Genomic DNA, 26,413 nt, shown 5'->3' with positions numbered 1-26,413 from the left:
ATGGGCCCATGCAAGACAGCCTGGGCAACCCGATCACGGTGACCGACCCCGCAGGCCTGCGCGCGGTCAATGACTTCGTCGAAGGCTTCATCGCCTGCGAGGCGCGCGCGGCCGACGTGCTGGCGGCGGCGCAGGACGACAGCCCTCTCGTGCAGGCCTACTGCGCGACGCTGCACCTGTTCGCCGAATCGCGCGATGCCGTGTCCAACGCGCGCCCCTTCCTCGAACGCGCGCGTGCCGGCGCCTCTCGCGCCAACCCGCGCGAGCGCCGCTACATCGAAGCCGTCTCGGCCTGGGCCGAAGGCGACATCGCGCGCGCCATCGCCTTGCACCACGAGCAGGCGCGCGAGCATCCGCGCGACCTCGCCTCGCTCAAGCTGGGGCAGTACCACTGCTTCAACATCGGCGACTGCCCCGGCATGCTGCGGCTGGCGCTGGCGGCACTGCCGGCAGCGGCCGACGTACCCTACCTCCACGGCATGGCGGCCTTCGGCTATGAGCAATGCCACCTCATGCGCGAAGCCGAAGCCAGTGCGCGCCGCGCGATCGCGATGGAACGCAAGGAGCCCTGGGCCCACCATGCGCTCGGCCACGTGATGCTGACCGAGGGCCGGCTGGCCGAGGGCCTGGACTTCATGCGAGGCGTGAGCGACAGCTGGGTCGGCCTCAACTCCTTCATGGTCACCCACAACTGGTGGCATGTGGCGCTGTTCCTGATCGACCTGGGCCGCGATGCCGAGGCGCTCGCCGTCTACGACGAGCAGGTGTGGGGCGTGGCCAAGGACTACTCGCAGGACCAGATCGGCGCCGTGTCGCTGCTCGCGCGCCTCGAGCTCGCGGGCATCGAGGTCGGCGAGCGCTGGCAGGCGCTGGCCGGCTATCTCGGGCAGCGGCTCGACGACCATGTGCTGCCCTTCCTAGACCTGCAGTACCTCTACGGCCTGGCGCGTGCCGGCCGGCCCGACGCCGAGCGCCTGCTGCAAAACATCGAGGCCTTCGCACCGCAGGCCGCGCCTTCCACGCGCGCCGCCTGGCAGCGCGTGGCGGTGCCCGCCGCTCGTGGCCTGCTGGCCCATGCACGGGGCGACGCTGCCGGCGCTGTCGAAGGGCTGGGCCTGGCGCTGCCGCGCCTGGTGGAAATCGGCGGCAGCCATGCCCAGCGCGACCTCTTCGAGCAGCTGTACCTCGACGCCCTGATCGCCACCGGAAGCGCAGCGGCGCTGGCGAGCGCCCAGGGCCTTCTGCAGCAGCAGGTCAATGCCCAGCCGGAATCGCGGCGCCTGCGGCGGCAGGCCGGCAAGGTCTACGCGTCGCTGGGGCTCCCGCAACTCGTGCCCGACCGCCCGCTCGCCAGGCGCCCGGCCTAGGCCCCGGGCCCGCGCTCAGTGCGCGGCGCGGTCCCACCAGCGGCTGTATTCCTTGTCCGTCAGCAGGGTCCATGCCGCCAGCACCAGCACCACAAGGCCGGTGATGACCGCAGTGAGCATGGCGTCGGCATTGCCGTTGAAGCGCAGCACCCAGGGCGACACCATCAGCCACAGGCCGAGCGCCGCTTCGGTCCATTCTTCCCAGGCCCGGGGAAGCAGCATGGCGCCGAGCGCGACGGCGATCAGAGCGACGCCGACGATCAGCGCGTTGGGCATCGCGGCCGGCTCGCCGGAATAGCCCAGGATCCAGGGCGAAAGAAGCAGCCAGGCACCCAGCGCCCCATTCACCGGGTCTTGCCAATGTTTCAGTTGGAACATGGTCGTACCTCCTGCCGGCTGGAAACGCCGGCCCCTCTTGGAGCCTTGTGCCCGTCGCAGGTTCCAGGCCACCCGTTCCCAAAAATGCTCCGAAAGGAGCATCATTCGGGCTGAAGAACCTTACGGTACGGGCTCAACAACGAGGCAGTTGGTGGCGAGGCTCAAGACGGTCTTCTGGCTTGGCGCGGGGCTCGCCGCCGTGGCCGCGCTCGTCGCCTTCACCGTGGACGAGCTCAGGACTTCGAGGCTGCAGTCGGCCTTCTGGCGCGACCTGGGGCGCGACGCGCGTTTCAGCCTGGACGCCGGGCCCAGCGACGCCATCCGCTTCCCGCAATCGGGTCCCTACGACGAGCGGCTCGGCTACCGCCAGCTTCCGGCGTTCATCGAGCGCCTGCAGTCCCGCGGCTACCAGGTTACGCAGCAGGCCCGCATGTCGCCGCGGCTCATCGACCTGCACGAGCACGGGCTCTACGGCCCCTACCGCGACAAGAGCCAGGCCGGCCTGACGGTGCGCGACTGCCGCGCCCGGACCCTGTCGCAAACGCGGGCGCCCGGGCGCGTGTACGAACGCTTCGAGGAGGTACCCCCGCTGCTGGTGGACGCCCTGCTCTTCGTCGAGGACCGCCACCTGCTGGACGCGGAGCCGGCCCAGCGCAATCCGGCGGTCGACCCCGAGCGCTTCGCCAAGGCGACGTTCGAGCAGCTGCACCGGGCCGTGGGTGCGCGGCAATCGGCCTCCGGCGGCAGCACGCTGGCCACCCAGATCGAGAAGTACCGCCATTCGCCCCAGGGCCGCACCCAGTCGATCAGCGACAAGCTGCGCCAGATGGCATCGGCCTCGCTGCGCGCCTACCAGGACGGCGAAGACACGCAGGCGCGGCGGCGCCAGGTCGTGGTCGACTACCTGGACACCGTGCCGCTGGCCGCCCGGCCCGGCGTCGGCGAGGTGCATGGCCTCGGCGATGGCCTGTGGGCCTGGTATGGGCGCGACGTGCGCGAGGTCAACCGGCTGCTGTCCGACAACGCCGAGGGTGCCGCGCCGTCCGACGAAGCGCTGCGGCGCCAGGCCGAGGCCTTCAAGCAGGCGCTGTCGCTGATGGTCGCGCAGCGCCGGCCCTCGCAGCACCTGCTGGACAAGGGCGCGGGCCTGGACCGGCTCACCGACAGCTATCTGCGGCTGATGGCGGACGCGGGCGTCATCGCGCCCTCTCTGCGCGATGCGGCGTTGCAGGTCTCCCTGCAGCGCACGGCCGCTCGGCCGGCGAGGCCTCGGCCCGACTTCGTCGAGCGCAAGGGGCTGAATGCCCTGCGCGGCGATGTGTCCGCCCTGCTCGGCGTGCCGCGCGCCTACGATCTCGAGCGGCTCGACCTCGAGGTGGACGGCAGCGTGGACAGCGAGGCGCAGGCGATCGCGGCACGGGCGCTGGCCACCCTGCGCACCCCGGCGGGCGCCAAGGCTGCAGGGCTGTACGGCCATCACCTGCTCGACCCGGGCGACGACCCACGCCACCTTGTCTACAGCTTCACCCTCTACGAGCGCGGCGCACACGCCAACCTGCCGCGCATCCAGGCCGACAACATCGACCAGCCCTTCGACGTGAACCAGGGCGCACGCCTGGACCTCGGTTCCACCGCCAAGCTGCGCACGCTGGTGAGCTACCTCGAATTGGTCGCCGAGCTGCACGAACGCTGGGCCGGGCGCGATGCATCCGCCCTCGCCGCCTGGACACCGAGCAAGCGCGATCCGCTCGGCACCTGGGCGCGCGAATACCTGCTGCGCGCCCGCGACCGCAGCCTGGCCCCGATGCTCGAGGCGGCGATGCAGCGGCGCTACTCGGCAGGGGCGGGCGAGGCCTTCTTCACCGGCGGCGGCCTGCACAGCTTCAGCAACTTCGATCGCACGCGCGGCGGGCCGATGACGGTGCAGGAAGCCTTCAGGCACTCGGTCAACCTGGTGTTCATCCGCGTGATGCGCGACATCGTGCGCCACCGGATGTACGGCGACGAAGCCGCCGGGCGCGGCATGCTGGAGGATCCATCCGACCCGGGCCGGCGCGAGATGCTGGTCCTCTTCGCCGACCGCGAGGGCTCTGCCTACCTGACGCGCTTCCACCGGAAGTACCAGGGCAAGTCGCCCGCCGAGGCCCGAGCACTGCTGCTCAAGGGCGTGCACCCATCGGCACCGCGACTCGCGAGCGTGCTTTTCACCCTCGAACCGGAAGCCGACGAGGCGCGGCTCGACGAGTTCCTCACGCACCGCATCGGACGCGGCGACCGCAAGCCGCGGGCGCTGCGTGCAATGCACAGCACGTACTCGAGCCTGTCGCTGGCCGACCGCGGCTACGTGGCGCGCGTGCATCCGCTGGAGCTGTGGCTGGTCGGCCATCTGCAGCAACATCCCGGCGCGACGCTCACCGAGGTGCTGGACGCGAGCGTGCAGGAACGGCAGGACGCCTACGCATGGCTCTTCAGGACGCGCCACAAGAGCGCACAGGACCGGCGCATCCGCGAGCTCCTCGAGCGCGATGCCTTCGCCCAGATCCATCGCTCATGGCAGCGCCTGGGCTACCCCTTCGCCTCGCTGACGCCCTCGTACGCCAGTGCGATCGGCGCCTCGGGCGACCGGCCGGCGGCACTGGCCGAATTGATGGGCATCCTGGCCAACGACGGCCGGCGGCTGCCGGAGCAGCGCGTGAGCGCGCTGCACTTCGCGCGCGACATGCCTTACGAGACACGGCTCGAGCAGCGCGGCGCAGCTGCGCAACAGCTGCTGGCGCCCGAGGTGGCGCAGGCCGCGCGCCGGGCATTGGCCGACGTGGTGAGCAACGGGACCGCACGCCGCCTCAAGGATGCCGTGCCGGATGCGACGGGGCGCCCCATCCAGCTCGCCGGCAAGACCGGCACCGGCGACCACCGCTACCAGGTCATCGGACGCGGCGGGCGCGTGATCGCGGAGCGCAAGGTCGAACGCACGGCCACTTTCGTCTTCACGCTCGGCGACCGCTATTTCGGCACGATCGTGGCCTACGTGCGCGAGCCGTACGCGGCCCGCTACAGCTTCACCAGTGCGCTACCGGTGCAGTTGCTCAAGTCGATGGCGCCGCAGCTGCTGCCGGTGCTCGAGCGCGAGGGCTGCGCCGGCGATCGCGGCTGACCGGAGTACCTTCGCCTTCGGCTGCGGTGCTGGTCGCCGTCGGAGCGCCTGCGCGGCTCACGACTTGCCCAGGTGCCGCCGCTGGTCGTAGTTGGGCTGCGCCGGCATGCCATCGAGATGCGCGGTATCGGCCCAGTCGACGATCTCGATCTGTGCGGGCCTGCTGGCGTCGGCGATGCGAATGCGGTTGAAGCCGGCATTGGGGATCGCGCTCTGGCGCGGGCCGTCGAGGCCCAGTCCCCTGGCGGTGCGCCACACCATGTCGAGGACGCCGCCGTGCGTCACCACCATCACCGTCTGCTGCTGGTGCGCGGCCGCAATCCGGCCGAGCGCATCGATGACCCGCGCATGGAATTCGCGCGGCGACTCGCCTTCGGGCATGCGATGGTCCTCGCTGAACTTGAGCCAGTCTTCCCAGGCACGCGGATGCAGGCGCTGGATCTCGTCGGCCCGCATGCCTTCGACAACGCCGAAGTTCTGCTCGCGCAACTCGACCGAGGTGACGACCTCGAGACCCAGCTGCTGCGCCGCCGGCGCCGCCGTCTGCTGGGCCCGCAGGAGATCGCTGCAGACCAGGTGCTGCACCGATTCGCGCGCGACGCGCAGGCCGAGCCGGCGTGCCTGCTCGTGGCCGGTGTCGTTGAGGGGAACGTCGATGTGGCCCTGGAAGCGCAGCTCGCGATTCCAGTCGGTCTCGCCGTGGCGGATCAGGATGAGGTCTGTGGACATGGGATGAAGCTATTGTCCTCGCAACACATGTCGGGCCCGAGGCATCGGGCGGCCGCACCCGGATGGCCGAGAATCGGCCCATGCCCCGTCTTGTCCTGTTGCCCGGCCTCGCCTGCGACGAGCGCCTCTGGGAAGCCCAGCTACCCGCCCTGCCCGCCGGCATCGACGTCCGCGTGAGCGACGCCCACATGCGCCACCCGAGCATCGAGACCATGGCCGAAGCCGTGCTGCGCGAGCATGAAGGCCCGCTGGTCCTCTGCGGCGCCTCGATGGGCGGCATGGTCGCGATGGAGGCCGCGCGCCAGGCGCCCGGGCGCATCGCAGGCCTGGCGCTGCTGGGCACCAACCCGCGGCCCGAGACGCCCGAGATGTTCGAGCTGCGCGCCTCGGCGATCGAGCTCTTCGAGCAGGGCGAGGCACGCGACGTGATCCAGTTCAATGCGGGCTTCGCCTTCCATCCCGAGCAGGCCGGCGATGCCGCGCTGGTGCGGCGCTATGTGGAACTCGTGCTCGATGCGGGCGCGCAGCAGCTCATCAGCCAGAACCGTGCGCTGATGACGCGGCCGGACCAGCGTCCGTCGCTCGCGTCGCTGCGCTGCCCGGTGCTCGTCGTCTGCGGCGATGCCGATCGCCTGACGCCCCCGGAATGCTCGCAGGAGATCGCCCAGCTGGTGCCGCAGGCCGAGCTCGTGTGGATAGAGCGCTGCGGCCACATGCTGACGATGGAGAAGCCCGCCGAGGTCAACGCCGCGCTGATGCCCTGGCTGCAGCGCCTGGCGGCCTGAAACGCGGCGGGCCTTTTCAGGGTTTGCCCCAATCACCGGTCCGGTGAATCGGACAGCGCTTTCGCTCCGCATCCGGATGGTCGGCGGCGCACTCGCCTCCTTCTGCGCCCACCCCTCGTGAAATCAACAACTTAACGCGCCTTCCGCGCCGCGCACCGCGTGGCACATCGATTGCTCTGTCCAAGGCCGGCCGCGTCGCCCGACACGGGTCACGGCCATGACACAGGAGACAAATCGATGAGCACCATGGGTGACCTTGACCCCACGGAAACCAGCGAATGGATCGACGCGCTCGGTGCGGTTCAACAGCACCGCGGCGGCGAGCGCGCGAATTTCCTCTTGAACCGCCTCGTCGACGAGGGCCGCCGCGACGGTGTGTACGTGCCCCGTTCGCTGACCACCGCCTACAAGAACACCATCCCGCCCGAGAAGGAGGAAAAGTCCCCGGGCAATCGCGAGATCGAGCACCGCCTGCGCTCCATCATCCGCTGGAACGCGATGGCGATCATCCTGCGCGCCAACAAGGACTCGTCCGAGCTCGGCGGCCACATCGCCAGCTTCCAGTCGGCGGCCACCCTCTACGACATCGGCTTCGGCCACTTCTGGCACGCGGCCACCGACACGCACGGCGGCGACCTGCTCTTCATCCAGGGCCACAGCTCGCCCGGCATCTATGCGCGCGCCTTCCTCGAAGGCCGCCTGAGCGAGCAGCAGTTGCTCAACTACCGCCAGGAGGCCGAGGGCAACGGCATCCCGTCGTACCCGCACCCCTGGCTCATGCCCGACTTCTGGCAGTTCCCCACGGTGTCGATGGGCCTGGGCCCGCTGATGGCCATCTACCAGGCGCGCTTCCTCAAGTACCTGCAGGGGCGCGGGCTTGCCGAGACGGCGCCGCGCAAGGTCTGGGCCTTCATGGGCGACGGCGAGATGGACGAGCCCGAATCGCTCGGCGCCATCTCGCTCGCGGGCCGCGAAAGCCTGGACAACCTCGTGTTCGTCATCAACTGCAACCTCCAGCGCCTCGACGGCCCGGTGCGCGGCAACGGCAAGATCGTGCAGGAGCTCGAGAGCGTGTTCCGCGGCGCCGGGTGGAACGTCATCAAGGTGCTCTGGGGCAGCGGCTGGGACGCGCTGCTCGCCAAGGACAAGAGCGGCAAGCTGCTGCAGCGCATGGAGGAATGCGTCGACGGCGAATACCAGGACTTCAAGAGCAAGAGCGGCGCCTACGTGCGGGAGCACTTCTTCGGCAAGTACGAAGAGACCAGGGCCCTGGTCGCGGACTTGAGCGACGAGCAGATCTGGGCACTGACCCGCGGCGGCCACGACCCCGAGAAGGTGTTCGCCGCCTATGCCGCCGCCGTCAAGCACAAGGGCCAGCCCACCCTGATCCTGCCCAAGACGGTGAAGGGCTACGGCATGGGCGAATCGGGCGAGGGCCAGATGATCGCGCACCAGGCCAAGAAGATGACGCAGGACGCGCTGCGCGGCTTCCGCGACCGCTTCCAGATCCCGGTGTCCGATGAAGAGCTGCCCAACGTGCCCTTCATCCGGCTCGCCGAGGACAGCCCCGAGATGCAGTACCTGCGCGAGCGCCGCGCCGCGCTCGGCGGCTACCTGCCGCAGCGGCGCCGCAAGTCGGTCGCGCTGGAGATCCCGCCGCTGGCCACCTTCGAGCGGCTGCTCAAGGACACCGGCGAGCGCGAGATCTCCACCACCATGGCCTTCGTGCAGATGCTCGGCACGCTGGTGCGCGACAAGGCCATCGGCAAGCACGTGGTGCCCATCGTGCCCGACGAGTCGCGCACCTTCGGCATGGAGGGCATGTTCCGCCAGCTCGGCATCTGGTCCTCGCTCGGCCAGCTCTACAAGCCGCAGGACGCCGACCAGCTGATGTACTACCGCGAGTCGAAGGACGGGCAGGTGCTGCAGGAAGGCATCAACGAGGGCGGCGCGATGTCCAGCTGGATCGTCGCGGCCACCTCGTACAGCACGAACAACGTGCCGATGATCCCCTTCTACATCTACTACTCGATGTTCGGCCTGCAGCGGGTGGGCGACCTGGCCTGGCTGGCCGGCGACATGCGTGCGCGCGGCTTCCTGCTGGGCGGCACCGCGGGCCGCACCACGCTCAACGGCGAGGGCCTGCAGCACGAGGACGGCCACAGCCACATCCTGGCCGGCACCATCCCCAACTGCGTCTCGTACGACCCCACCTTCGCCTACGAGGTGGTCGCGATCGTGCGCGACGGCATGCGCCGCATGTACGCCAAGCAGGAGGACGTCTACTACTACATCACCCTGATGAACGAGAACTACCCGCACCCCGGCATGCCGGAGGGCAGCGAGGCGGGCATTCTCAAGGGCCTCTACCAGCTCAGCGATGGCGGCAAGACACCCAAGAAGGGTCAGCGCGTGCAGCTCATGGGCAGCGGCACCATCCTGCGCGAGGTGATGTTCGCGGCCGAGTTGCTCAAGAACGACTTCGGCATCGCCGCCGATGTGTGGAGCGCCACCAGCTACAACGAGCTGCGCCGCGACGGCATGGCCGCCGAGCGCTGGAGCCGCCTGCATCCCACCGAGCCCGCACGCAAGAGCCACGTCGAGCAATGCCTCGAAGGCCACGACGGCCCCGTGATCGCGGCCACCGACTACATGCGCAACTACGCCGACCAGGTGCGCGAGTACGTGCAGGCCGCGGGCCGGCGCTACACGGTACTGGGCACCGACGGCTTCGGCCGCAGCGACTACCGCCGCAAGCTGCGCCGCTTCTTCGAGGTCGACCGCTGGCACGTCGTGGTGGCGGCGCTCAAGGCGCTGGCAGATGACGGCGTGATCAAGCCCGCCGTCGTCGCCGACGCGATCGCGAAGTACGGGCTCGATGCCGAGCGCGCCGCCCCCTGGACCGTCTGAGGCACGAGAAAAAATGAGCAACGCAATCGACATCAAGGTTCCCGACATCGGCGACTTCAGCGATGTGCCCGTCATCGAGATCTTCGTGAAGCCGGGCGACACGGTGAAGGCCGAAGACGCGCTGGTCTCGCTCGAATCCGACAAGGCCACGATGGACGTGCCTGCGCCGCGCGGCGGCGTGGTCGAGGCCATCGCCGTGAAGCTGGGCGACAAGGTCAGCGAAGGCAGCGTCATCATGAGCTTCAAGGCCGACGGCGTGGCCGTGGTGCCCGCGCCGGCAGAAGCCGCCAAGCCCAGCGTGAGTGCCGCGCCCTCCGCCACCAGCGCGCCGGCCGGCGTGGCCGAGGTGCGCGTGCCCGATATCGGCGACTTCAGGGACGTGCCCGTCATCGAGATCTTCGTGAAGGTCGGCGACACGGTGAAGGCCGAGGACCCGATCGTCTCGCTCGAATCCGACAAGGCCACGATGGACGTGCCCGCGCCGCTCTCGGGCGTGGTGACGGCCATCGGCGTCAAGATCGGCGACAAGGTCAGCGAGGGCTCGGTGATCCTGTCGCTCGCGACCGGCGATGCCTCGCTTGCGACGCCGCCCGCTGCGCCGGCCGCGCCTGCTGCAGCCGCGCCCGCACCGGCAAAGGCTGCCGCATCCCCCGGCGCCATCGATGAGGCAGCCTTCGCGCTCGCTTACGCCGGCCCTGCCGTGCGCAAGCTCGCACGCGAGCTCGGCGTCGATCTCGGCAAGCTCAAGGGCACCGGCGACCACGGCCGCATCGTGCGCGCCGACGTCGAGGCCTACGCGAAGGGCGGCGGTGCAGTCGCTGCGCCGGCCGCAGGCAAGCCCGCCGCAGCGCCCGCAGGCGGTGGCGTGGGTGGCATCGACCTGCTGCCCTGGCCCAAGGTCGACTTCGCCAAGTTCGGACCGATCGAGCGCAAGGAACTGTCGCGCATCAAGAAGATCAGCGCCGCCAACCTGCACCGCAACTGGGTCGTCATTCCGCACGTGACGACGCACGACGAGGCCGACGTCGGCGAGCTCGAGCTTTTTCGCGTGCAGATGAACAAGGAGCTGGAAAAGTCGGGCGTGAAGATCAGCATGCTGCCATTCATGATGAAGGCGGCCGTTGCCACGCTGAAGAAGTTCCCCGAGTTCAACGCCAGCCTCGACGGCGACGCTTTGGTGCTCAAGAACTACTGGCACATCGGCTTCGCGGCCGACACGCCCAACGGCCTCATGGTGCCGGTGATCCGCGACGTCGACAAGAAGACCGTGCCCGAGATCGCCAAGGAGATGGGCGAGCTCGCCAAGCTCGCGCGCGACGGCAAGCTCAAGCCCGACCAGATGTCGGGCGGCACCTTCACCATCAGCTCGCTCGGCGGCATCGGCGGCATCTACTTCACGCCGATCATCAACGCGCCCGAGGTCGCCATCATGGGCGTGTGCAAGAGCTACTGGAAGCAGCACTCCAGCGACGGCAAGACCTACAGCTCGCGCCTCACGCTGCCGCTGTCCCTGTCGTGGGACCACCGCGTGATCGACGGCGCTGCCGCCGCGCGCTTCAACGTCTATTTCGCCAACGTGCTCGCCGACCTGCGGCGCGTGCTGTTCTGAAGGAAGCTTCCCAATGGCACAAACCCCACGCACGGTGGAAGTCAAGGTCCCCGACATCGGCGACTTCAAGGATGTCGCGATCATCGAGCTGCTGGTCAAGCCCGGCGAGGTCATCGCGGTCGATACCGGCCTGATCATGGTGGAGTCGGACAAGGCCTCGATGGAGATCCCGTCGAGCCATGCCGGCACCGTGAAGGAGCTGAAGGTCGCACTCGGCGACAAGGTGAGCGAAGGCTCGGTCATCCTGATGCTCGAAACATCGGCCGCCGCTTCCGCTGCTGCGCCGACCCCTGCGCCCCCGCCGGCAGCTGGTGCAGCACCGGCCGCCGCCGCTCCCGCACCCACGGCCGGCAGCTACGCCGGCAAGGCCGACATCGAATGCGAGATGCTCGTGCTGGGCGCCGGCCCCGGCGGCTATTCGGCCGCCTTCCGCAGCGCCGACCTCGGCATGAAGACGGTGCTGGTGGAGCGCTACGCCAGCCTCGGCGGCGTGTGCCTCAACGTCGGCTGCATCCCCTCGAAGGCGCTGCTGCACACCGCCGGCGTGATGGACGAGGTCAAGCTGCTCGGCAAGCACGGCATCAAGTACACGGCGCCCGAGATCGACGTCGATGCGTTGCGCGAGTTCAAGGACGGCGTCGTCAAGAAGCTCACCGGCGGCCTGGCCGGCATGGCGAAGGCACGCAAGGTCGAGGTCGTCACCGGCGTCGGCAGCTTCCTCGATGCGCACCACGTCGAAGTGACGGGCGCGGGCGGCGCGAAGAAGGTGGTGAAGTTCGCCAAGGCCATCATCGCCGCAGGCTCGCAGTCGGTGAAGCTGCCCTTCATGCCCGACGACGAACGCGTGGTCGATTCCACCGGCGCGCTGCTGCTCAAGGGCATCCCGAAGCGCATGCTGGTGATCGGCGGCGGGATCATCGGCCTCGAGATGGCGACCGTCTATTCGACGCTCGGCACGCGCATCGACGTGGTCGAGATGCTCGACGGCCTGATGCAGGGCGCCGACCGCGACCTCGTCAAGGTGTGGGAGAAGTTCAACGCGCCGCGCTTCGACAACGTCATGCTCAAGACCAAGACGGTGGGTGGCAAGGCGACCAAAGCCGGCATCGAAGTCAGCTTCGAAGGCGAGAAGGCACCGAAGGAGCCGCAGCTCTACGACCTGGTGCTCGTGGCGGTGGGCCGCAGCCCCAACGGCAAGAAGATCGGCGCCGACAAGGCCGGCGTGGCCGTCACCGAGCGCGGCTTCATCGATGTCGACAGGCAGATGCGCACCAACGTGCCGCACATCTTCGCCATAGGCGACATCGTCGGGCAGCCCATGCTCGCCCACAAGGCGGTGCACGAGGCGCACGTGGCGGCAGAGGCGGCGTACGGCGAGGCGGCGCACTTCGATGCGCGGCAGATTCCATCGGTGGCGTACACCGACCCGGAGGTCGCCTGGGCCGGCAAGACCGAGGAGCAGTGCAAGGCCGAGGGCCTGAAGATCGGCAAGGCCGTGTTCCCCTGGGCCGCATCGGGCCGTGCCATCGCCAATGGGCGCGACGAGGGCTTCACCAAGCTGATCTTCGACGAGGCCACGCACCGCATCGTCGGCGGCGGCATCGTCGGCACGCATGCGGGCGACCTGATCAGCGAGCTGTGCCTGGCCATCGAGATGAACTGCGAGCCCGGCGACATCGGCAAGACCATCCATCCGCATCCCACGCTCGGCGAATCCATCGGCATGGCGGCCGAGCTCTTCGAGGGCGTCTGCACCGACCTGCCCCCGGCGAAGAAGAAGTAGGCCGCACGCATGCCACTGGAACTCGCTTTCGAGGCCCTGGGGTCCGGTCCCCCGGTCGTCATCCTGCATGGTCTGTTCGGTGCCGGACGCAACTGGGTCCATGTCGCGCAGTCGCTGGCCGCGGACTACCGCGTCTACCTGCCCGACGCACGCAACCACGGCGCCTCGCCCTGGGCCGAGTCCATGTCGTACGCCGAGATGGCGCAGGACGTGCTCGCGCTCATCGAACAGGAGGGGCTGCAGCGGCCCTTCGTCGTCGGCCACAGCATGGGCGGCAAGACGGCGATGACGCTGGCACTTTCGCACCCGCACGCCCTCGGCGGCGTGGCCGTGATCGACATTGCACCCGAAAGCTACGCAGGGCAGTTCTCCTCCTACGTATCGGCCATGCGCAGCCTCGACGCGGCCGGCGCGGCCGGCCGCCGCGAGATCCGCCGGGCACTGGCCGAAAGCCTGAGCGCCGATGCGCCGGCCGACTTCATGATGCAGAACCTGCGCCGGGAGCGCGACCGCTTCGACTGGCGGCTCAACCTGCTCGCGACGGGCCTGTGCATGCGCGATCTCTGCGACTTTCCCTCGACGCTGCGCGATGCGCGCTACGAAGGACCCGCGCTCTTCATCGCGGGCGCGGAGTCCGACTACCTTCAACCCGCATCCCTGCCGGGCATCCGGGCGCTGTTTCCGGGCGCCGAGCTCGAGCGCATTGCCGGCGCCGGCCACTGGGTGCACGCGGACCAGCCCGAAGCCCTGCTGTGCGGATTGAACGACTGGCTGCGCGATGCCTGCGCGCTCGCCCGGAACTGACCCTCAGCCACGCCCCTACAGACAAACGGAGACCGCCTCATGTCCGACACGCTGCGCGAAGCCGCCCTCGACTATCACCGCTATCCCACGCCCGGCAAGATCTCGGTGAACCCGACCAAGCCGATGGCCACGCAGCGCGATCTCGCGCTCGCCTACTCGCCCGGCGTGGCGGACGCCTGCATGGAGATCGCGCGCGACCCGGCGCAGGCCATGAACCTCACCTCGCGCGCCAACCTGGTGGCGGTCATCACCAACGGCACGGCGGTGCTCGGGCTCGGCAACATCGGCGCGCTGGCCGGCAAGCCGGTGATGGAAGGCAAGGGCTGCCTGTTCAAGAAGTTCGCCGGCATCGACGTATTCGATATCGAGCTCGACGAGACCGATCCCGACGCGCTCATCGACACCATCGCGCGTATGGAGCCCACCTTCGGCGGCATCAACCTGGAGGACATCAAGGCGCCCGAGTGCTTCTACATCGAGAAGAAGCTGCGCGAGCGCATGAAGATCCCGGTCTTCCACGACGACCAGCACGGCACCGCGATCGTCGCGGCAGCCGCCATCCTCAACGCGCTGCGGCACGTGAAGAAGGACATCCGCGAGGTGAAGCTGGTGGCCTCGGGCGCCGGCGCGGCGGCACTGGCCTGCCTCGACCTGATCGTGAACCTCGGCCTGCCGATGCACAACATCTACGTGTCGGACAGTGCGGGCGTGGTCTACACCGGGCGCAAGGAGCAGATGGACCCGAACAAGGCCCGCTACGCGCAGGACACCCCGGCGCGCAAGCTGGCCGACGTGATCGGCGGTGCCGACATCTTCCTCGGCCTCTCGGCCGGCGGGGTGCTCAAGCCCGAGATGGTGAAGGAGATGGCGCGGGACCCGATCATTCTCGCGATGGCCAACCCGACGCCGGAGATCCTGCCGGAGGATGCGCTCGCCGTGCGCCCCGACGCCATCCTCGGCACCGGGCGCTCGGACTATCCGAACCAGGTCAACAACGTCCTGTGCTTTCCGTTCATCTTCCGTGGCGCGCTCGACGTGGGCGCCACCACCATCAACGAGGAGATGAAGCTGGCCGCCGTGCGCGCCATCGCGGAGCTCGCGCATGCCGAGATCCCCGAAGTGGTGGCGCAGGCCTACGGTGCGCTCGGCCTGCGCTTCGGCCGCGACTACCTGATCCCCAAGCCTTTCGACCCGCGCCTGATCGAGGCCGTCGCGCCTGCGGTGGCGCAGGCCGCGGTCGACAGCGGCGTGGCGACGCGGCCCATTGCCGACATGAAGGCCTACCGCCAGCGCCTGTCGCAGTTCGTCTACCAGTCGGGCAGCAGCATGCAGCCGCTGTTCGCAGCCGCCAAGCAGTCGCCCAAGCGCGTGGTCTACGCCGAAGGCGAGGACGAGCGCGTGCTGCGCGCCGCGCAGGTGGTGGTGGACGAAGGCCTGGCGCGGCCGCTGCTGCTGGGCCGCCCCGAGGTGATCGCCGAGCGCATCGCACAGTACGGCCTGCGCCTGGCACTGGGCAGCGACTGCGAGGCCGTCGACCCGCTCGATCCCGCCGTGCACGATGACGCCGCCGAGTCCTACTTCCAGCTCAAGCGCCGCGAGGGTGTCTCGCGCCTGGTGGCGCAAACCGAGATGCGCAGCCGCGGCACCCTGCTCGCGGCCATGCTGGTGCGCCAGGGACGCGCCGACGCCATGCTGTGCGGCACGCTCGGCGGCTACGGCGACCACCTGCGCCATGTGCGCGACGTGATCGGCCTGCGCCCCGGCACCAAGACCCTGGCTGCCATGCAGATGCTGATGCTGCCGGGGCGCCAGCTCTTCATCTGCGACACGCACGTCAACCGCGACCCCGATGCGGCGCAGGTCGCGGAGATCGCGCTGCTCGCCGCCGAAGAGGTGCGCCGCTTCGGCGTGACGCCCAGCGTGGCGCTGCTGTCGCATTCCAACTTCGGCGGCTCGAACGCGCCCTCGGCCGCGAAGATGCGCGAGGCGCTCGCGATCATCAAGGCGAGCGATCCGAAGCTCGCGGTGGAAGGCGAGATGCGCGGCGACGCGGCGCTCTCGAAGTCGATCCTGGACCACGAGTTCCCGGACTCGGCGCTGGAGAGCGAGGCCAACGTGCTCGTCATGCCCAACGTCGACGCGGCCAACATCTCCTACAACCTGCTGCGCATGGCGGCCGGCAGCGGCATCACGGTCGGCGGCATCCTGCTGGGCGCTGCGCGCTCGGTGCACATCCTCACGCCGTCGTCCACCGTGCGCCGCATCGTCAACATGACGGCGCTGGCGGTGGTCGATGCCGACTCGCAACGCGGTGCAGCCTGAGGGCACGGCAATGAGCCGCCGGGCCGCTCCCAAGGCGAATAGCACCGTAGCCGAAGGCGAAGGTGCTCCAGTGAGCGACATCGTGCTCCACGGCCCGCAGCGCGGCGCCGCCAAGACCCGCCGGATACCGATCCGCGTGGCCGAGGCAGGCCCGCCCCTGCCCAAACCCGACTGGATCCGCGTACGCGTCTCGCAAGGCGACAGCTTTCGCGAGGTGAAGCGCACGCTGCGCGAGGCGAGCCTGCACACGGTGTGCGAAGAAGCCTCCTGCCCGAACATCGGCGAGTGCTTCGGCAAGGGCACCGCCACCTTCATGGTGCTGGGCGACCTCTGCACGCGCCGCTGCCCCTTCTGCGACGTGGCCCACGGCCGCCCGCAGCCGCCCGATCCGCAGGAGGCGCAGCACCTGGCCGAGACGGTCGCGCGGCTGCGCCTGAAGTACGTGGTGATCACCAGCGTCGACCGCGACGACCTGCGCGACGGCGGCGCGGCGCATTTCGCGGCCTGCATCCGCGCGGTGCGCGCGCAGTCGCCGGGCACGCGGATCGAGGTGCTCACGCCCGACTTCCGCGGCCGCGCCGAAGTCGCGCTCGACATCCTCGCGGCCGACCCGCCGGACGTGATAAACCACAACCTCGAGACCGTGCCGCGCCTGTACCGCCAGGCGCGCCCCGGCGCCGACTACCTGCACTCGCTGCAGCTGCTGCAGTCGTTCCGCGCACGCTGCCCCGAGGTGCCCACCAAGTCCGGCCTGATGCTGGGCCTAGGCGAGACCGACGAAGAAGTGCTCGACACGATGCGCGATCTGCGCCGCCACGGCGTGGACATGCTCACTGTCGGCCAGTACCTGCAGCCGCGCCCCGGCAACCTGCCGGTGGAGCGCTACGTCGCCCCCGCGCAGTTCGAAACTCTCGCGCAGCAGGCGCGCGCCATGGGCTTCGCCCATGCTGCCTGCGGACCGCTCGTGCGGTCGAGCTACCACGCCGACCGGCAGGCGCATGCCGCCGGCGTCTGAAATTTTCTAGGAGACCTTCGTGGACCACCAACCCGTATCCAAGCCCTTCTACAAGTCCCTGTACTTCCAGGTCATCACCGCGATCGTCATCGGCGTTCTGCTGGGTCATTTCTACCCGCAGACCGGTGCGGCCATGAAGCCGCTGGGCGACGGCTTCATCAAGCTCATCAAGATGATCATCGCGCCGATCATCTTCTGCACGGTGGTGGTCGGCATCGCCGGCATGGAAGACATGAAGAAGGTCGGCAAGACCGGCGGCCTGGCGCTCCTGTACTTCGAGATCGTCAGCACCCTCGCGCTGATCGTCGGGCTGGTCATCATCAACATCGTGCGGCCCGGCGCCGGCATGAACGTGGACGTGAGCCAGCTCGACACCAAGTCGATCGCCGCCTATACGGCGCCGGGGCAGATGCAGGGCACGGTCGACTTCCTGCTGCATGTGATCCCGAGCACGGTGGTCGATGCCTTCGCCAAGGGCGAGATCCTGCAGGTGCTGCTGTTCGCCGTGATGTTCGGCTTCGCGCTGCACAAGTTCGGCGGGCGCGGCACGCTGGTGTTCGACTTCATCGAGAAGTTCTCGCATGTCCTGTTCGTCATCGTCGGCTACATCATGAAGGTGGCCCCGATCGGTGCCTTCGGCGCGATGGCCTTCACCATCGGCAAGTACGGCGTCGGCTCGCTGCTGCAGCTCGGCCAGTTGATGGCGACGTTCTATGCCACCTGCCTGCTCTTCATCTTCGTCATCCTCGGCGGCATCGCGCGGGCGCACGGCTTCAGCATCTGGAAGTTCATCAAGTACATCAAGGAAGAGCTGCTGATCGTGCTGGGTACGTCTTCCAGCGAATCGGTGCTGCCGCGCATGATGGCCAAGCTCGAGAACCTGGGCGCGCGGAAGTCGGTGGTGGGCCTGGTCGTCCCGACGGGCTACTCGTTCAACCTCGACGGCACTTCGATCTACCTGACGATGGCGGCCGTGTTCATCGCGCAGGCCACCAACACCGACATGTCGGTGACGCAGCAGATCACCCTGCTGCTGGTGCTGCTGCTGACCTCCAAGGGCGCGGCCGGCGTGACGGGCAGCGGCTTCATCGTGCTAGCAGCCACCCTGTCGGCCGTGGGGCACGTGCCGGTGGCCGGGCTGGCGCTCATCCTGGGCATCGACCGCTTCATGTCGGAGGCGCGCGCGCTGACCAACCTGATCGGCAACGGCGTCGCCACGGTCGTGGTCGCCAAGTGGACCAATGACCTGGACACCGTGCGCATGAAGCGCATCCTGGACAACGAGACCCCGGCCGAGGCCGAAGCGCCCGAGGCCGTGCTGGACCAGGTCGAGACCCGCATGCCCGTGGCCGAAGCACCCGCGCCCGTGCTGGACCAGGTCGAGCCCCGCATGCCCGTGGCCCCGGCGCGCTGAAGCGCCTGCGCGCCCGTACGAGCAGCCGAGCATGAACAGCCCCTTGTCCAAGCACCGAGTCGTCATCGTCGGCGGCGGCGCCGGCGGGCTGGAGCTGGCCACGCGGCTCGGCGATACGCTGGGCAAGCGCGGCATGGCCGACATCACGCTGGTCGACAAGCACCGCACCCACGTGTGGAAGCCCAAGCTGCACGAGATCGCCGCGGGCAGCATGGACATGAGCGCGCACGAGGTCGACTACCTCGCGCAGGCGCACTGGCACCGGTTCCGCTTCAGGCTCGGCGAGCTGACCGGCATCGACCGCGAGCGGCGCGAGGTGCAGGTGGCGCCCTACCTGGACGACGAAGGCCGGCTGGTCACGCCCGCGCGCGCCTTCGCCTACGACACGCTGGTGGTCGCCATCGGCAGCCTGAGCAACGACTTCGGCACGCCCGGCGTACGCGAGCATGCGCTGCGGCTCGAGACGAAAGCGGATGCGCAGCGCTTCCACCTGCGCATGGTCAACGCCTGCATCCGGGCGCATGCGCAGACCACGCCGCTGCGGCCCGAGCAGCTGCACGTGGCGATCATCGGCGCGGGCGCGACCGGCGTGGAGCTGGCGGCCGAGCTGCATCGCACCACGCGCGAGGTCGTCGCCTACGGGCTCGATCGCGTGGACGCCGAGAAGGACATCCAGGTCAGCGTGATCGAGGCCGCCGACCGCGTGCTGCCCGCGCTGCCGCCGCGCATGTCGGCCGCCACCGAGGCGCTGCTGCGCAAGCTGGGCGTGGACGTGCACACCTGCGCCAAGGTGGCCGAAGTGCTGCCCGAGGGCGTGCGCCTGGCCGACGGCCGCACGCTGCCGGCCGAGCTGGTGGTGTGGGCCGCGGGCGTGAAGGCGGCCGACCTGATGAAGGACATCGCGGGGCTGGAGACCAACCGCAGCAACCAGCTCGCGGTGCTGCCGACCCTGCAGACCACGCGCGATGCCGACATCTTCGCCATCGGCGACTGCGCGGCTTGCGAGTGGCCCGAGGCCAACGGCGGCAAGGGTGGCCTGGTGCCGCCGCGCGCACAGGCCGCGCATCAGCAGGCCTCGCACGTCGCGGCGCAGATCCGCCGGCGTCTGGCGGGCAAGGCGCTCAAGCCCTACCGCTACCGCGACTTCGGATCGCTCGTGTCGCTCGGCGAGTTCAGCACCGTCGGCAACATGATGGGCGGGTTGGCCGGCGGCAGCCTGATGATCGAAGGCCGCTTCGCGCGGCTCATGTACATGTCGCTCTACAAGATGCACGAGCTGGCGCTGCACGGCGTCCTCAAGGTCTCGCTCGACACGCTCGCCCGCCTCATCACGCGGCGCACCGAACCCCACGTCAAGCTGCATTGAGCAGTCACGCCCATGACCACCCAACCTTCACCGGATTTCGATGCGAGCTCGTGGCTGCAAGCCTGGCAGCAGGGCCTGTCGCAAGGCCATCTGCAGTTCGGCACATGGATGCGCAGCGCGCTGGAGGCCACGCCCTTCGATGCGCGCGGCAAGGCGCAGATGGATTTCGCGCTGCGGCAGGTGATCGATGCGACGAACCCGACCAACTGCTTCGCGACCAACCCCGAGGCGATGCAGGCCGCGCTCGACAGCGGGGGCACAAGCCTGGTCGAAGGCGCGCGCCTCTTCCTCGCGGACCTGGCGAAGGGGCGCATCTCGATGTCGGACGACGCGGCCTTCGAGGTCGGCCGCAACGTCGCGACCAGTCCCGGCAGCGTGGTGTTCGAGAACGAGTTGATGCAGCTGGTGCAGTACGCGCCGTCCACGGCGAAGGTGCACAAGCGTCCGCTGGTCATCGTGCCGCCTTGCATCAACAAGTTCTACATCCTCGACCTGCAGCCGGCGAACTCGCTGGTTGCGCATGCGGTGGCGCAAGGCCACACGGTCTTCCTCGTGTCGTGGCGCAATGTCTCCGCCGAGCAGGGCCATCTGGGCTGGGACGACTACATCGAGCAAGGCGTGCTGCGTGCACTGGATGTCGCGCGCAGCATTGCCCGCGCCGACAAGGTCGGCACGCTGGGCTTCTGCATCGGCGGCACGCTGCTCGCCAGCGCGCTTGCCGTGGCGGCCGGGCGCGGCGAGAAGCCGGCCGCCAGCGTCACGCTGCTGACGGCGATGCTCGATTTCTCGGACACGGGCGAACTGGGCCTGATGGTGGACGAAGCCATGGTGGCCACGCGTGAAGCCACCATCGGCGGCGGCGGGCTGCTCAAGGGCCGCGAGCTCGCGACCGTGTTCGCCGCGCTGCGCGCCAACGACCTGATCTGGCCTTATGTGGTCAACGGCTATCTCAAGGGCAAGGCGCCGGCGGCCTTCGACCTGCTGTACTGGAACGGCGACGACACCAACCTGCCGGGGCCGATGTACTGCTGGTACCTGCGCAACACCTACCTGGAGAACAAGCTGCGCGAGCCCGGCGGCACGGTGCAGTGCGGCGTGCCGGTGGACCTGTCGCGCATCGACGCACCGGCCTTCGTCTACGCCTCGCGTGAGGACCACATCGTGCCGTGGAAGACCGCCTACGCCGGCACGCGGCTGCTCGGCGGAAAGACCCGCTTCGTGCTCGGCGCGAGCGGCCACATCGCGGGCGTGATCAACCCGCCCGCGAAGAAGAAGCGCAATTACTGGATCGGCGAGCTCGCGGCCGATGCCGGCGCCTGGCTCGACGGCGCACAGAGCATCGACGGCAGCTGGTGGCCTGCCTGGAGCGACTGGCTCGCCACCCATGCCGGCGCGAAGGTCGCCGCGCGCAGCGCGTTGGGCAGCGCCGAGTTTCCCGTCATCGAGCCCGCGCCCGGGCGCTACGTCAAAGCCAAGGCAGCCTGAGCCCTGGCCGCCGCCATTCCCTTCACGTCAACCCCCAAGGAGAATCTCATGTCAGACGATATCGTGATAGTGGCCGCGCAACGCACGGCGGTCGGCAAGTTCGGCGGCACGCTCGCCGGCACGGCCGCCGCCGAGCTGGGCGCGCACGTGGTGAAGGGACTGCTCGCCAAGGCGGGCGTGCCGGGCGAGGCGGTGTCCGAAGTGATCATGGGCCAGGTGCTCGCGGCTGGCTCGGGCCAGAACCCGGCGCGGCAGACGGTCATCAAGGCGGGGCTGCCGGTCGGCGTGCCGGGCCTCACCATCAACAAGGTCTGCGGTTCGGGCCTGAAGGCCGTCATGCTGGCGGCGCAGGCCGTGAAGTGCGGCGATGCCGAGATCGTGGTGGCCGGCGGCCAGGAGAACATGAGTGCGGCGCCGCACGTGCTGCCCAACTCGCGCACCGGCCAGCGCATGGGCGACTGGAAGCTGGTCGACACCATGATCGTCGATGGGCTGTGGGACGTCTACAACCAGTACCACATGGGCACCACGGCCGAGAACGTGGCGAAGAAGTACGGCATCACCCGCGAGATGCAGGACGCCCTGGCGCTGGCCTCGCAGCAGAAGGCCGCCGCCGCGCAGGACGCAGGGCGCTTCGACGACGAGATCCTGCCCTTCAGCATCGCGCAGAAGAAAGGCGACCCGATCGTCTTCGCGGCCGACGAGTTCGTGAACCGCAAGACCAACGCCGATGCGCTCGCGGGCCTGCGCCCCGCCTTCGACAAAACCGGCTCGGTCACGGCCGGCAATGCCTCGGGCCTGAACGACGGCGCCGCCGCGGTGCTGGTGATGTCGGCCCCGCGCGCCGCCGCGCTCGGCCTGCAGCCGCTGGCCGTCATCCGCGCCTATGCGAGCGCCGGGTTGGACCCGTCGCTCATGGGCATGGGCCCGGTGCCCGCCTCGCAGCTGGCGCTGAAGAAGGCCGGCTGGAGGGCGCAGGACCTCGACCTGATGGAGATCAACGAGGCCTTCGCGGCGCAGGCCTGTGCGGTGAACCGCGAAATGGACTGGGACACCAGCCGCATCAACGTCAACGGCGGTGCCATCGCCATCGGCCACCCGATCGGCGCCTCGGGCTGCCGCGTGCTGGTGACGCTGCTGCACGAGATGCGCCGCCGCGGCGCCAACAAGGGGCTGGCGTCGCTGTGCATCGGCGGCGGCATGGGCGTGGCCCTGGCGGTAGAGCGGGCTTGACGCCCACCCCCGAAGCGCCTTCGGCGCCTCCCCCTCGAAGGGGCGACACCAGCGCCCCGGCGAAGCCGGTTCCGCGGTGTCTCCCGACCTGATCGCGACAGTTTCGGAGAGCGCGCACAGCGCAGTGGTTCAACGGGATCTTTTTATTCATGGCAAGGAGAAAGCAGATGAGCGAGAAGCAGCAAAGAGTGGTCCTGGTCACCGGCGGGATGGGTGGCCTGGGCGAGACGATCTCCACCAAGATGGTCGACGCGGGCTACAAGCTCGCAGTGACCTATTCGCCGGGCAACAAGTCGCACGCCGAGTGGGTGGCGCAGATGGGGCAGCGCGGCTACGAGATCCTGGCCGTGCCGTGCGACGTGGCGGACTTCGATTCGTGCGCAAGCGCCGTGTCGCAGGTGCAGGAGCGGCTCGGCCCCGTCGACGTGCTGGTCAACAACGCGGGCATCACGCGCGACATGACCTTCAAGAAGATGGACCGCATCAACTGGGACGCGGTGCTGCGCACCAACCTCGACAGCCTGTTCAACATGAGCAAGCAGGTGGCCGACGGCATGGTGGACCGCGGCTGGGGCCGCATCATCAACGTGTCGTCGGTGAACGGCTCGAAGGGCGCCTTCGGCCAGACCAACTACTCGGCGGCCAAGGCCGGCGTGCATGGCTTCACCAAGGCGCTGGCGCTGGAGGTGGCGAAGAAGGGGGTGACCGTGAACACCATCTCGCCGGGCTACATCGGCACGAAGATGGTCACGGCCATTCCGAAGGAGGTGCTCGACAGCAAGATCCTGCCGCACATCCCCGTCGGCCGCCTCGGCAAGCCCGAGGAAGTGGCGGGCCTGATCATCTACCTCGCCTCGGAGGAGGCGGCATTCGTGACGGGTGCCAACATCGCCATCAACGGTGGCCAGCACATGCAATGAGCCAACGACCATGATCCTCAAGAACGGCATCGATCAGGCCGCACTGATCAACAAGTTCGCGGAAGCCTCCGCCAAGCAGGGCGAGACCGTGCGCAAGGCGGTGCACGAGGCCACGCTCAAGGCGCTGCAGGGCCGGGAGCTCACGCTGGCGAACATCCGCCAGGTGCTGGGCACCGTCACCAAGGCCGCCTCGGCCGGCGCGGCCGGCAGCAAGCTGCCCGCGCCCGACGTGGAGGCGTTGCTGACGAAGGCTTTCGCCGGCATGGACAGCGCGATGGAGCAGGCCGTGCTGGCCAACCAGCGCGCGCTGCAGCAGCTGGTCGACCAGGGCGTGAGCCTGCGCGAGACACAGCTCAAGAAGGCGCTCGCCGACATCGAGAAGATGGAGGAGACGCTGTTTGCCAGCGTGCGCAAGGCGGCGCCCGCCGATGGCCCGTGGAGCGGCGTCTTCCAGGCGATGCAGGGCAAGAGCACCGGCACCGGCGCGCGCGCCAGCGCGGCGCTCGAGCAGCTGGTGGAAGACACGCAGAAGAGCCTGCGCGACGGCCGCGCGATGGGCCTGCGCGCCTCGCAGGCGCTGATCGACAGCTACTCGACGCTGGTGAGCGGCGTGCTCATCGGCATGTCGGACGCCTTGAAGCAGGGCGGCGCGGTGCAGCGATGACCCACGCCGGCGGCGGCCGCGCCGCCGGCACCAAAGGAATCCGATGGACGCCCTGATCCTCGCCCGCATGCAGTTCGCGGCCAACATCACCTTCCACATCCTGTTTCCCACGATCAGCATCGCCCTGGGCTGGCTGCTGCTGTTCCTGCGCTGGCGCTGGCTGCGCACGCGCGGCGGCGACCCCGTGCCGGCGCAGGGCTGGCTCGACGCCTACCGCTTCTGGACCAAGGTGTTCGCGCTGACCTTCGCGCTCGGGGTGGTCAGCGGCATCACGATGAGCTTCCAGTTCGGCACCAACTGGCCGGGCTTCATGGAGCGCGTGGGCAACGTGGCGGGGCCGCTGCTGGGCTACGAGGTGCTCACCGCCTTCTTCCTGGAGGCCGGTTTCCTGGGCGTGATGCTCTTCGGCCACGGCAAGGTGGGCGAGCGCGTGCACCTGCTGTCTACCTTCATGGTGGCCTTCGGCACCACGCTCTCGGCGTTCTGGATCCTGGCGCTCAACTCGTGGATGCAGACGCCCGCGGGCCACGAGATCGTGGACGGCGAGTTCCATGTTGCGAGCTGGCTGGCGGTGGTGTTCAACCCCTCGTTCCCGTACCGCTTCGCGCACATGCTGCTGGCCTCGGCGCTGACCTGCGCCTTCCTGCTGATCGGCCTGTCGGCCTGGCAGGTGCTGCGCGGCGTGGGGCAGCGCAGCGCGGCGCGCGTGATGCGCGTGGGACTCACGCTGGCGGCGGTGCTGGTGCCGGTGCAGATCGTGGTGGGCGACATGCACGGCCTCAACACGCTGAAGCACCAGCCCGCCAAGATCGCCGCGATGGAGGGCGTGTGGGAGACCGCACGCGGCGTGCCGCTGCTGCTGTTCGCGATTCCGGATGCCGAGTCGCGCAGCAATCGCTTCGAGATCGCGGTGCCGAAGGCCGCGAGCCTGATCCTCACGCACGACGCCGATGGCGAGATCCGCGGGCTCAACGACTTCGCGGGCGCGCATCCGCCGCCGCTGCCGATGTTCTTCGCCTTTCGCATCATGGTCGGCGTGGGCATGCTGATGCTGGCCACCAGCTGGGTCGGCTGGTACTTGTATCGCCGTGCGCACTGGCAGCCGGCGCTGCTGCCGCGCGCCCTCCTGTGGCTGTTCGCGGGCATGACCTTCTCGGGCTGGGTGGCGACGGTGGCCGGCTGGTACGTCACCGAGATCGGCCGCCAGCCCTACATCGTCTACGGCCTGGTGCGCACGGCGGACGTGGTGTCGAAGGTGCCCTCCGCGATGATCGGGCTCACGCTGGCGCTCTATGTCGCGCTGTACCTTGCGCTCATCGTGGCCTATGTCGCGGTGCTCAAGTACATGGCGGAGAAGCCGGAGGGGGTGCTGGCGGGCGAAGCCGCAGAGCGGGCGGCGACGCCTGCGGGCGCGATCACCGCGATCACGCCCATCGGCTCGCCTGTGACCGAAGGAGGCCGGGCATGACCGCCATGAGCTTCGACGCCGCGCTGCCGGTGATCTTCATGGTGCTGATGGGCGTGTCGATGCTGGTCTACGTGGTCAGCGACGGCTACGACCTCGGCGTCGGCATGCTGATGCACCGCGCCACGGACGCCGAGAAGGACGTGATGGTCGCCTCCATCGGCCCGTTCTGGGACGCCAACGAGACCTGGCTGGTGCTGGGCGTGGGCATCCTGCTGATCGCCTTCCCGAAGGCGCACGGCCTGGTGCTGGGCGAGCTCTACCTGCCGGTGGCGCTGATGCTCGTCGGCCTGACGCTGCGCGGCGTGGCCTTCGACTTCCGCGTGAAGGCGCGCGACAGCCACAAGCGCACCTGGGACCGCCTCTTCTTCGCCGGCTCCACGCTGGCCTCGATGGCGCAGGGCTGGATGCTCGGGCGCTACGTCAGCGGCTTCGGCAGCGGCTGGAACTACCCGCTGTTCGCCGCGGCCATCGCGGTGGCACTGCCGATGGCCTACGTGCTGATGGGGGCGACCTGGCTCGTCATGAAGACCGAAGGACCGCTGCAGGAGCGCGCAGTGCAATGGGCGCGCACCGCCTGGGCACCGATGGTCGGCGGCATGCTGCTGATCTCGATGGCCACGCCCTGGGTCAGCGCGGAAGTGCGCGAGCGCTGGTTCGCGCTGCCCGGGATCCTGGCGCTGGCGGCCATTCCGATGATGACCGGCGTGGCGCTGCTCGCCCTGCGCCGCCTGCTGGATACGCGCATGGTGCGCGGGCCGCTGTGCTGGCTGCCGTTCGTGCTGCTCATCCTGGTGTTCGTGCTCGGCTTCCTGGGGCTGGCCTACAGCATCTTTCCCTACGTGGTGATCGGCCAGCTCACGATCTGGCAGGCCGCGAGCAGTGCAGCGGCACTCAAGGTGATCCTGGTGGGCGCCTGCATCTCGGTGCCGGCCATCGTGGGCTACACCGTGTTCTCCTACCGGGTCTTCCGCGGCAAGACCGGCGAACTGCGCTATGCCTGAGGCGGC

The 26,413-nt window shown here is 69.1% G+C and carries 19 protein-coding genes; 17 read left to right on the top strand and 2 right to left on the bottom strand.

The features are described 5' to 3' along the window. Positions 1-8 precede the first annotated feature (8 nt). Positions 9-1,367 (top strand): tetratricopeptide repeat protein, encoded by a 1,359-nt coding sequence (locus ACMGEZ_RS01495; protein WP_436820472.1) that lies wholly within the window; start codon positions 9-11, stop codon positions 1,365-1,367. 15 nt (positions 1,368-1,382) lie between these two features. Here the strand turns inward: ACMGEZ_RS01495 and ACMGEZ_RS01490 are convergent, their stop codons facing one another. Next, positions 1,383-1,745: an SPW repeat protein gene (locus tag ACMGEZ_RS01490; protein WP_436820471.1), complete on the bottom strand. Its 363-nt coding sequence runs from the start codon at positions 1,743-1,745 to the stop codon at positions 1,383-1,385. A 151-nt stretch (positions 1,746-1,896) separates the two neighbouring features. On the opposite strand from ACMGEZ_RS01490, the gene ACMGEZ_RS01485 reads away from it, so the two are divergent. Next, positions 1,897-4,899 (top strand): transglycosylase domain-containing protein, encoded by a 3,003-nt coding sequence (locus ACMGEZ_RS01485; protein WP_436820470.1) that lies wholly within the window; start codon positions 1,897-1,899, stop codon positions 4,897-4,899. Positions 4,900-4,956: 57 nt separating this feature from the next. Here ACMGEZ_RS01485 and ACMGEZ_RS01480 read toward each other — a convergent pair whose 3' ends face one another. Beyond that, positions 4,957-5,628, bottom strand: coding sequence for a histidine phosphatase family protein (locus ACMGEZ_RS01480; protein ID WP_436820469.1), 672 nt, complete (start codon positions 5,626-5,628; stop codon positions 4,957-4,959). Positions 5,629-5,708: 80 nt separating this feature from the next. Here ACMGEZ_RS01480 and ACMGEZ_RS01475 point away from each other — a divergent pair, with 80 nt between their 5' ends. The 15 genes from ACMGEZ_RS01475 (at position 5,709) to ACMGEZ_RS01405 (ending at position 26,407) form a co-directional block, all read left to right on the top strand. Next, positions 5,709-6,413 (top strand): alpha/beta fold hydrolase, encoded by a 705-nt coding sequence (locus ACMGEZ_RS01475; protein ID WP_436820468.1) that lies wholly within the window; start codon positions 5,709-5,711, stop codon positions 6,411-6,413. A 237-nt stretch (positions 6,414-6,650) separates the two neighbouring features. Further along, on the top strand, positions 6,651-9,323 hold the full coding sequence (aceE, locus tag ACMGEZ_RS01470; protein WP_436820467.1) for a pyruvate dehydrogenase (acetyl-transferring), homodimeric type: 2,673 nt from the start codon (positions 6,651-6,653) through the stop codon (positions 9,321-9,323). A gap of 13 nt (positions 9,324-9,336) precedes the next feature. After that, complete coding sequence (locus ACMGEZ_RS01465; RefSeq protein ID WP_436820466.1) at positions 9,337-10,932, top strand: dihydrolipoyllysine-residue acetyltransferase; 1,596 nt, start codon at positions 9,337-9,339, stop codon at positions 10,930-10,932. Between the two features lie 13 nt (positions 10,933-10,945). Beyond that, the gene (gene lpdA / locus ACMGEZ_RS01460) at positions 10,946-12,715 is read left to right on the top strand and encodes a dihydrolipoyl dehydrogenase (protein ID WP_436820465.1); all 1,770 of its coding nucleotides are present in this window, start codon (positions 10,946-10,948) and stop codon (positions 12,713-12,715) included. A 9-nt stretch (positions 12,716-12,724) separates the two neighbouring features. Next, entirely contained in the window at positions 12,725-13,519 is a 795-nt protein-coding gene (locus ACMGEZ_RS01455) for an alpha/beta fold hydrolase (RefSeq protein ID WP_436820464.1), read from the top strand. A 39-nt stretch (positions 13,520-13,558) separates the two neighbouring features. Beyond that, a complete protein-coding gene (locus ACMGEZ_RS01450) occupies positions 13,559-15,841 on the top strand; it encodes an NADP-dependent malic enzyme (RefSeq protein ID WP_436820463.1) in 2,283 nt (760 codons plus the stop codon). A 10-nt stretch (positions 15,842-15,851) separates the two neighbouring features. Continuing rightward, a complete protein-coding gene (lipA, locus tag ACMGEZ_RS01445) occupies positions 15,852-16,856 on the top strand; it encodes a lipoyl synthase (RefSeq protein ID WP_436820462.1) in 1,005 nt (334 codons plus the stop codon). Positions 16,857-16,875: 19 nt separating this feature from the next. Beyond that, positions 16,876-18,270: a dicarboxylate/amino acid:cation symporter gene (locus tag ACMGEZ_RS01440; RefSeq protein ID WP_436820461.1), complete on the top strand. Its 1,395-nt coding sequence runs from the start codon at positions 16,876-16,878 to the stop codon at positions 18,268-18,270. A 31-nt stretch (positions 18,271-18,301) separates the two neighbouring features. Then, the gene (locus ACMGEZ_RS01435) at positions 18,302-19,636 is read left to right on the top strand and encodes an NAD(P)/FAD-dependent oxidoreductase (RefSeq protein ID WP_436820460.1); all 1,335 of its coding nucleotides are present in this window, start codon (positions 18,302-18,304) and stop codon (positions 19,634-19,636) included. A 12-nt stretch (positions 19,637-19,648) separates the two neighbouring features. Further along, positions 19,649-21,121, top strand: a complete 1,473-nt coding sequence (locus ACMGEZ_RS01430) for a PHA/PHB synthase family protein (RefSeq protein ID WP_436820459.1) — start codon at positions 19,649-19,651, stop codon at positions 21,119-21,121. A gap of 48 nt (positions 21,122-21,169) precedes the next feature. Next, the gene (locus ACMGEZ_RS01425; protein ID WP_436820458.1) at positions 21,170-22,354 is read left to right on the top strand and encodes an acetyl-CoA C-acetyltransferase; all 1,185 of its coding nucleotides are present in this window, start codon (positions 21,170-21,172) and stop codon (positions 22,352-22,354) included. Between the two features lie 167 nt (positions 22,355-22,521). Beyond that, positions 22,522-23,274, top strand: a complete 753-nt coding sequence (phbB, locus tag ACMGEZ_RS01420) for an acetoacetyl-CoA reductase (RefSeq protein WP_436820457.1) — start codon at positions 22,522-22,524, stop codon at positions 23,272-23,274. 10 nt (positions 23,275-23,284) lie between these two features. Beyond that, positions 23,285-23,938: a DUF6781 family protein gene (locus tag ACMGEZ_RS01415; RefSeq protein WP_436820456.1), complete on the top strand. Its 654-nt coding sequence runs from the start codon at positions 23,285-23,287 to the stop codon at positions 23,936-23,938. Between the two features lie 43 nt (positions 23,939-23,981). After that, positions 23,982-25,406 carry a cytochrome ubiquinol oxidase subunit I gene (locus tag ACMGEZ_RS01410; protein ID WP_436820455.1) on the top strand — a complete coding sequence of 475 codons (1,425 nt, stop codon included), beginning with the start codon at positions 23,982-23,984 and terminating at the stop codon, positions 25,404-25,406. A gap of 5 nt (positions 25,407-25,411) precedes the next feature. After that, positions 25,412-26,407, top strand: a complete 996-nt coding sequence (locus ACMGEZ_RS01405) for a cytochrome d ubiquinol oxidase subunit II (RefSeq protein ID WP_436820805.1) — start codon at positions 25,412-25,414, stop codon at positions 26,405-26,407. Positions 26,408-26,413: the final 6 nt, after the last annotated feature.

Source organism: Variovorax stachyos, assembly GCF_051400855.1.
GTDB lineage: Bacteria > Pseudomonadota > Gammaproteobacteria > Burkholderiales > Burkholderiaceae_C > Variovorax.
The sequence above is the reverse complement of the archived record's forward strand: the minus strand, read 5'-3'. Positions and strand labels throughout refer to the sequence as shown.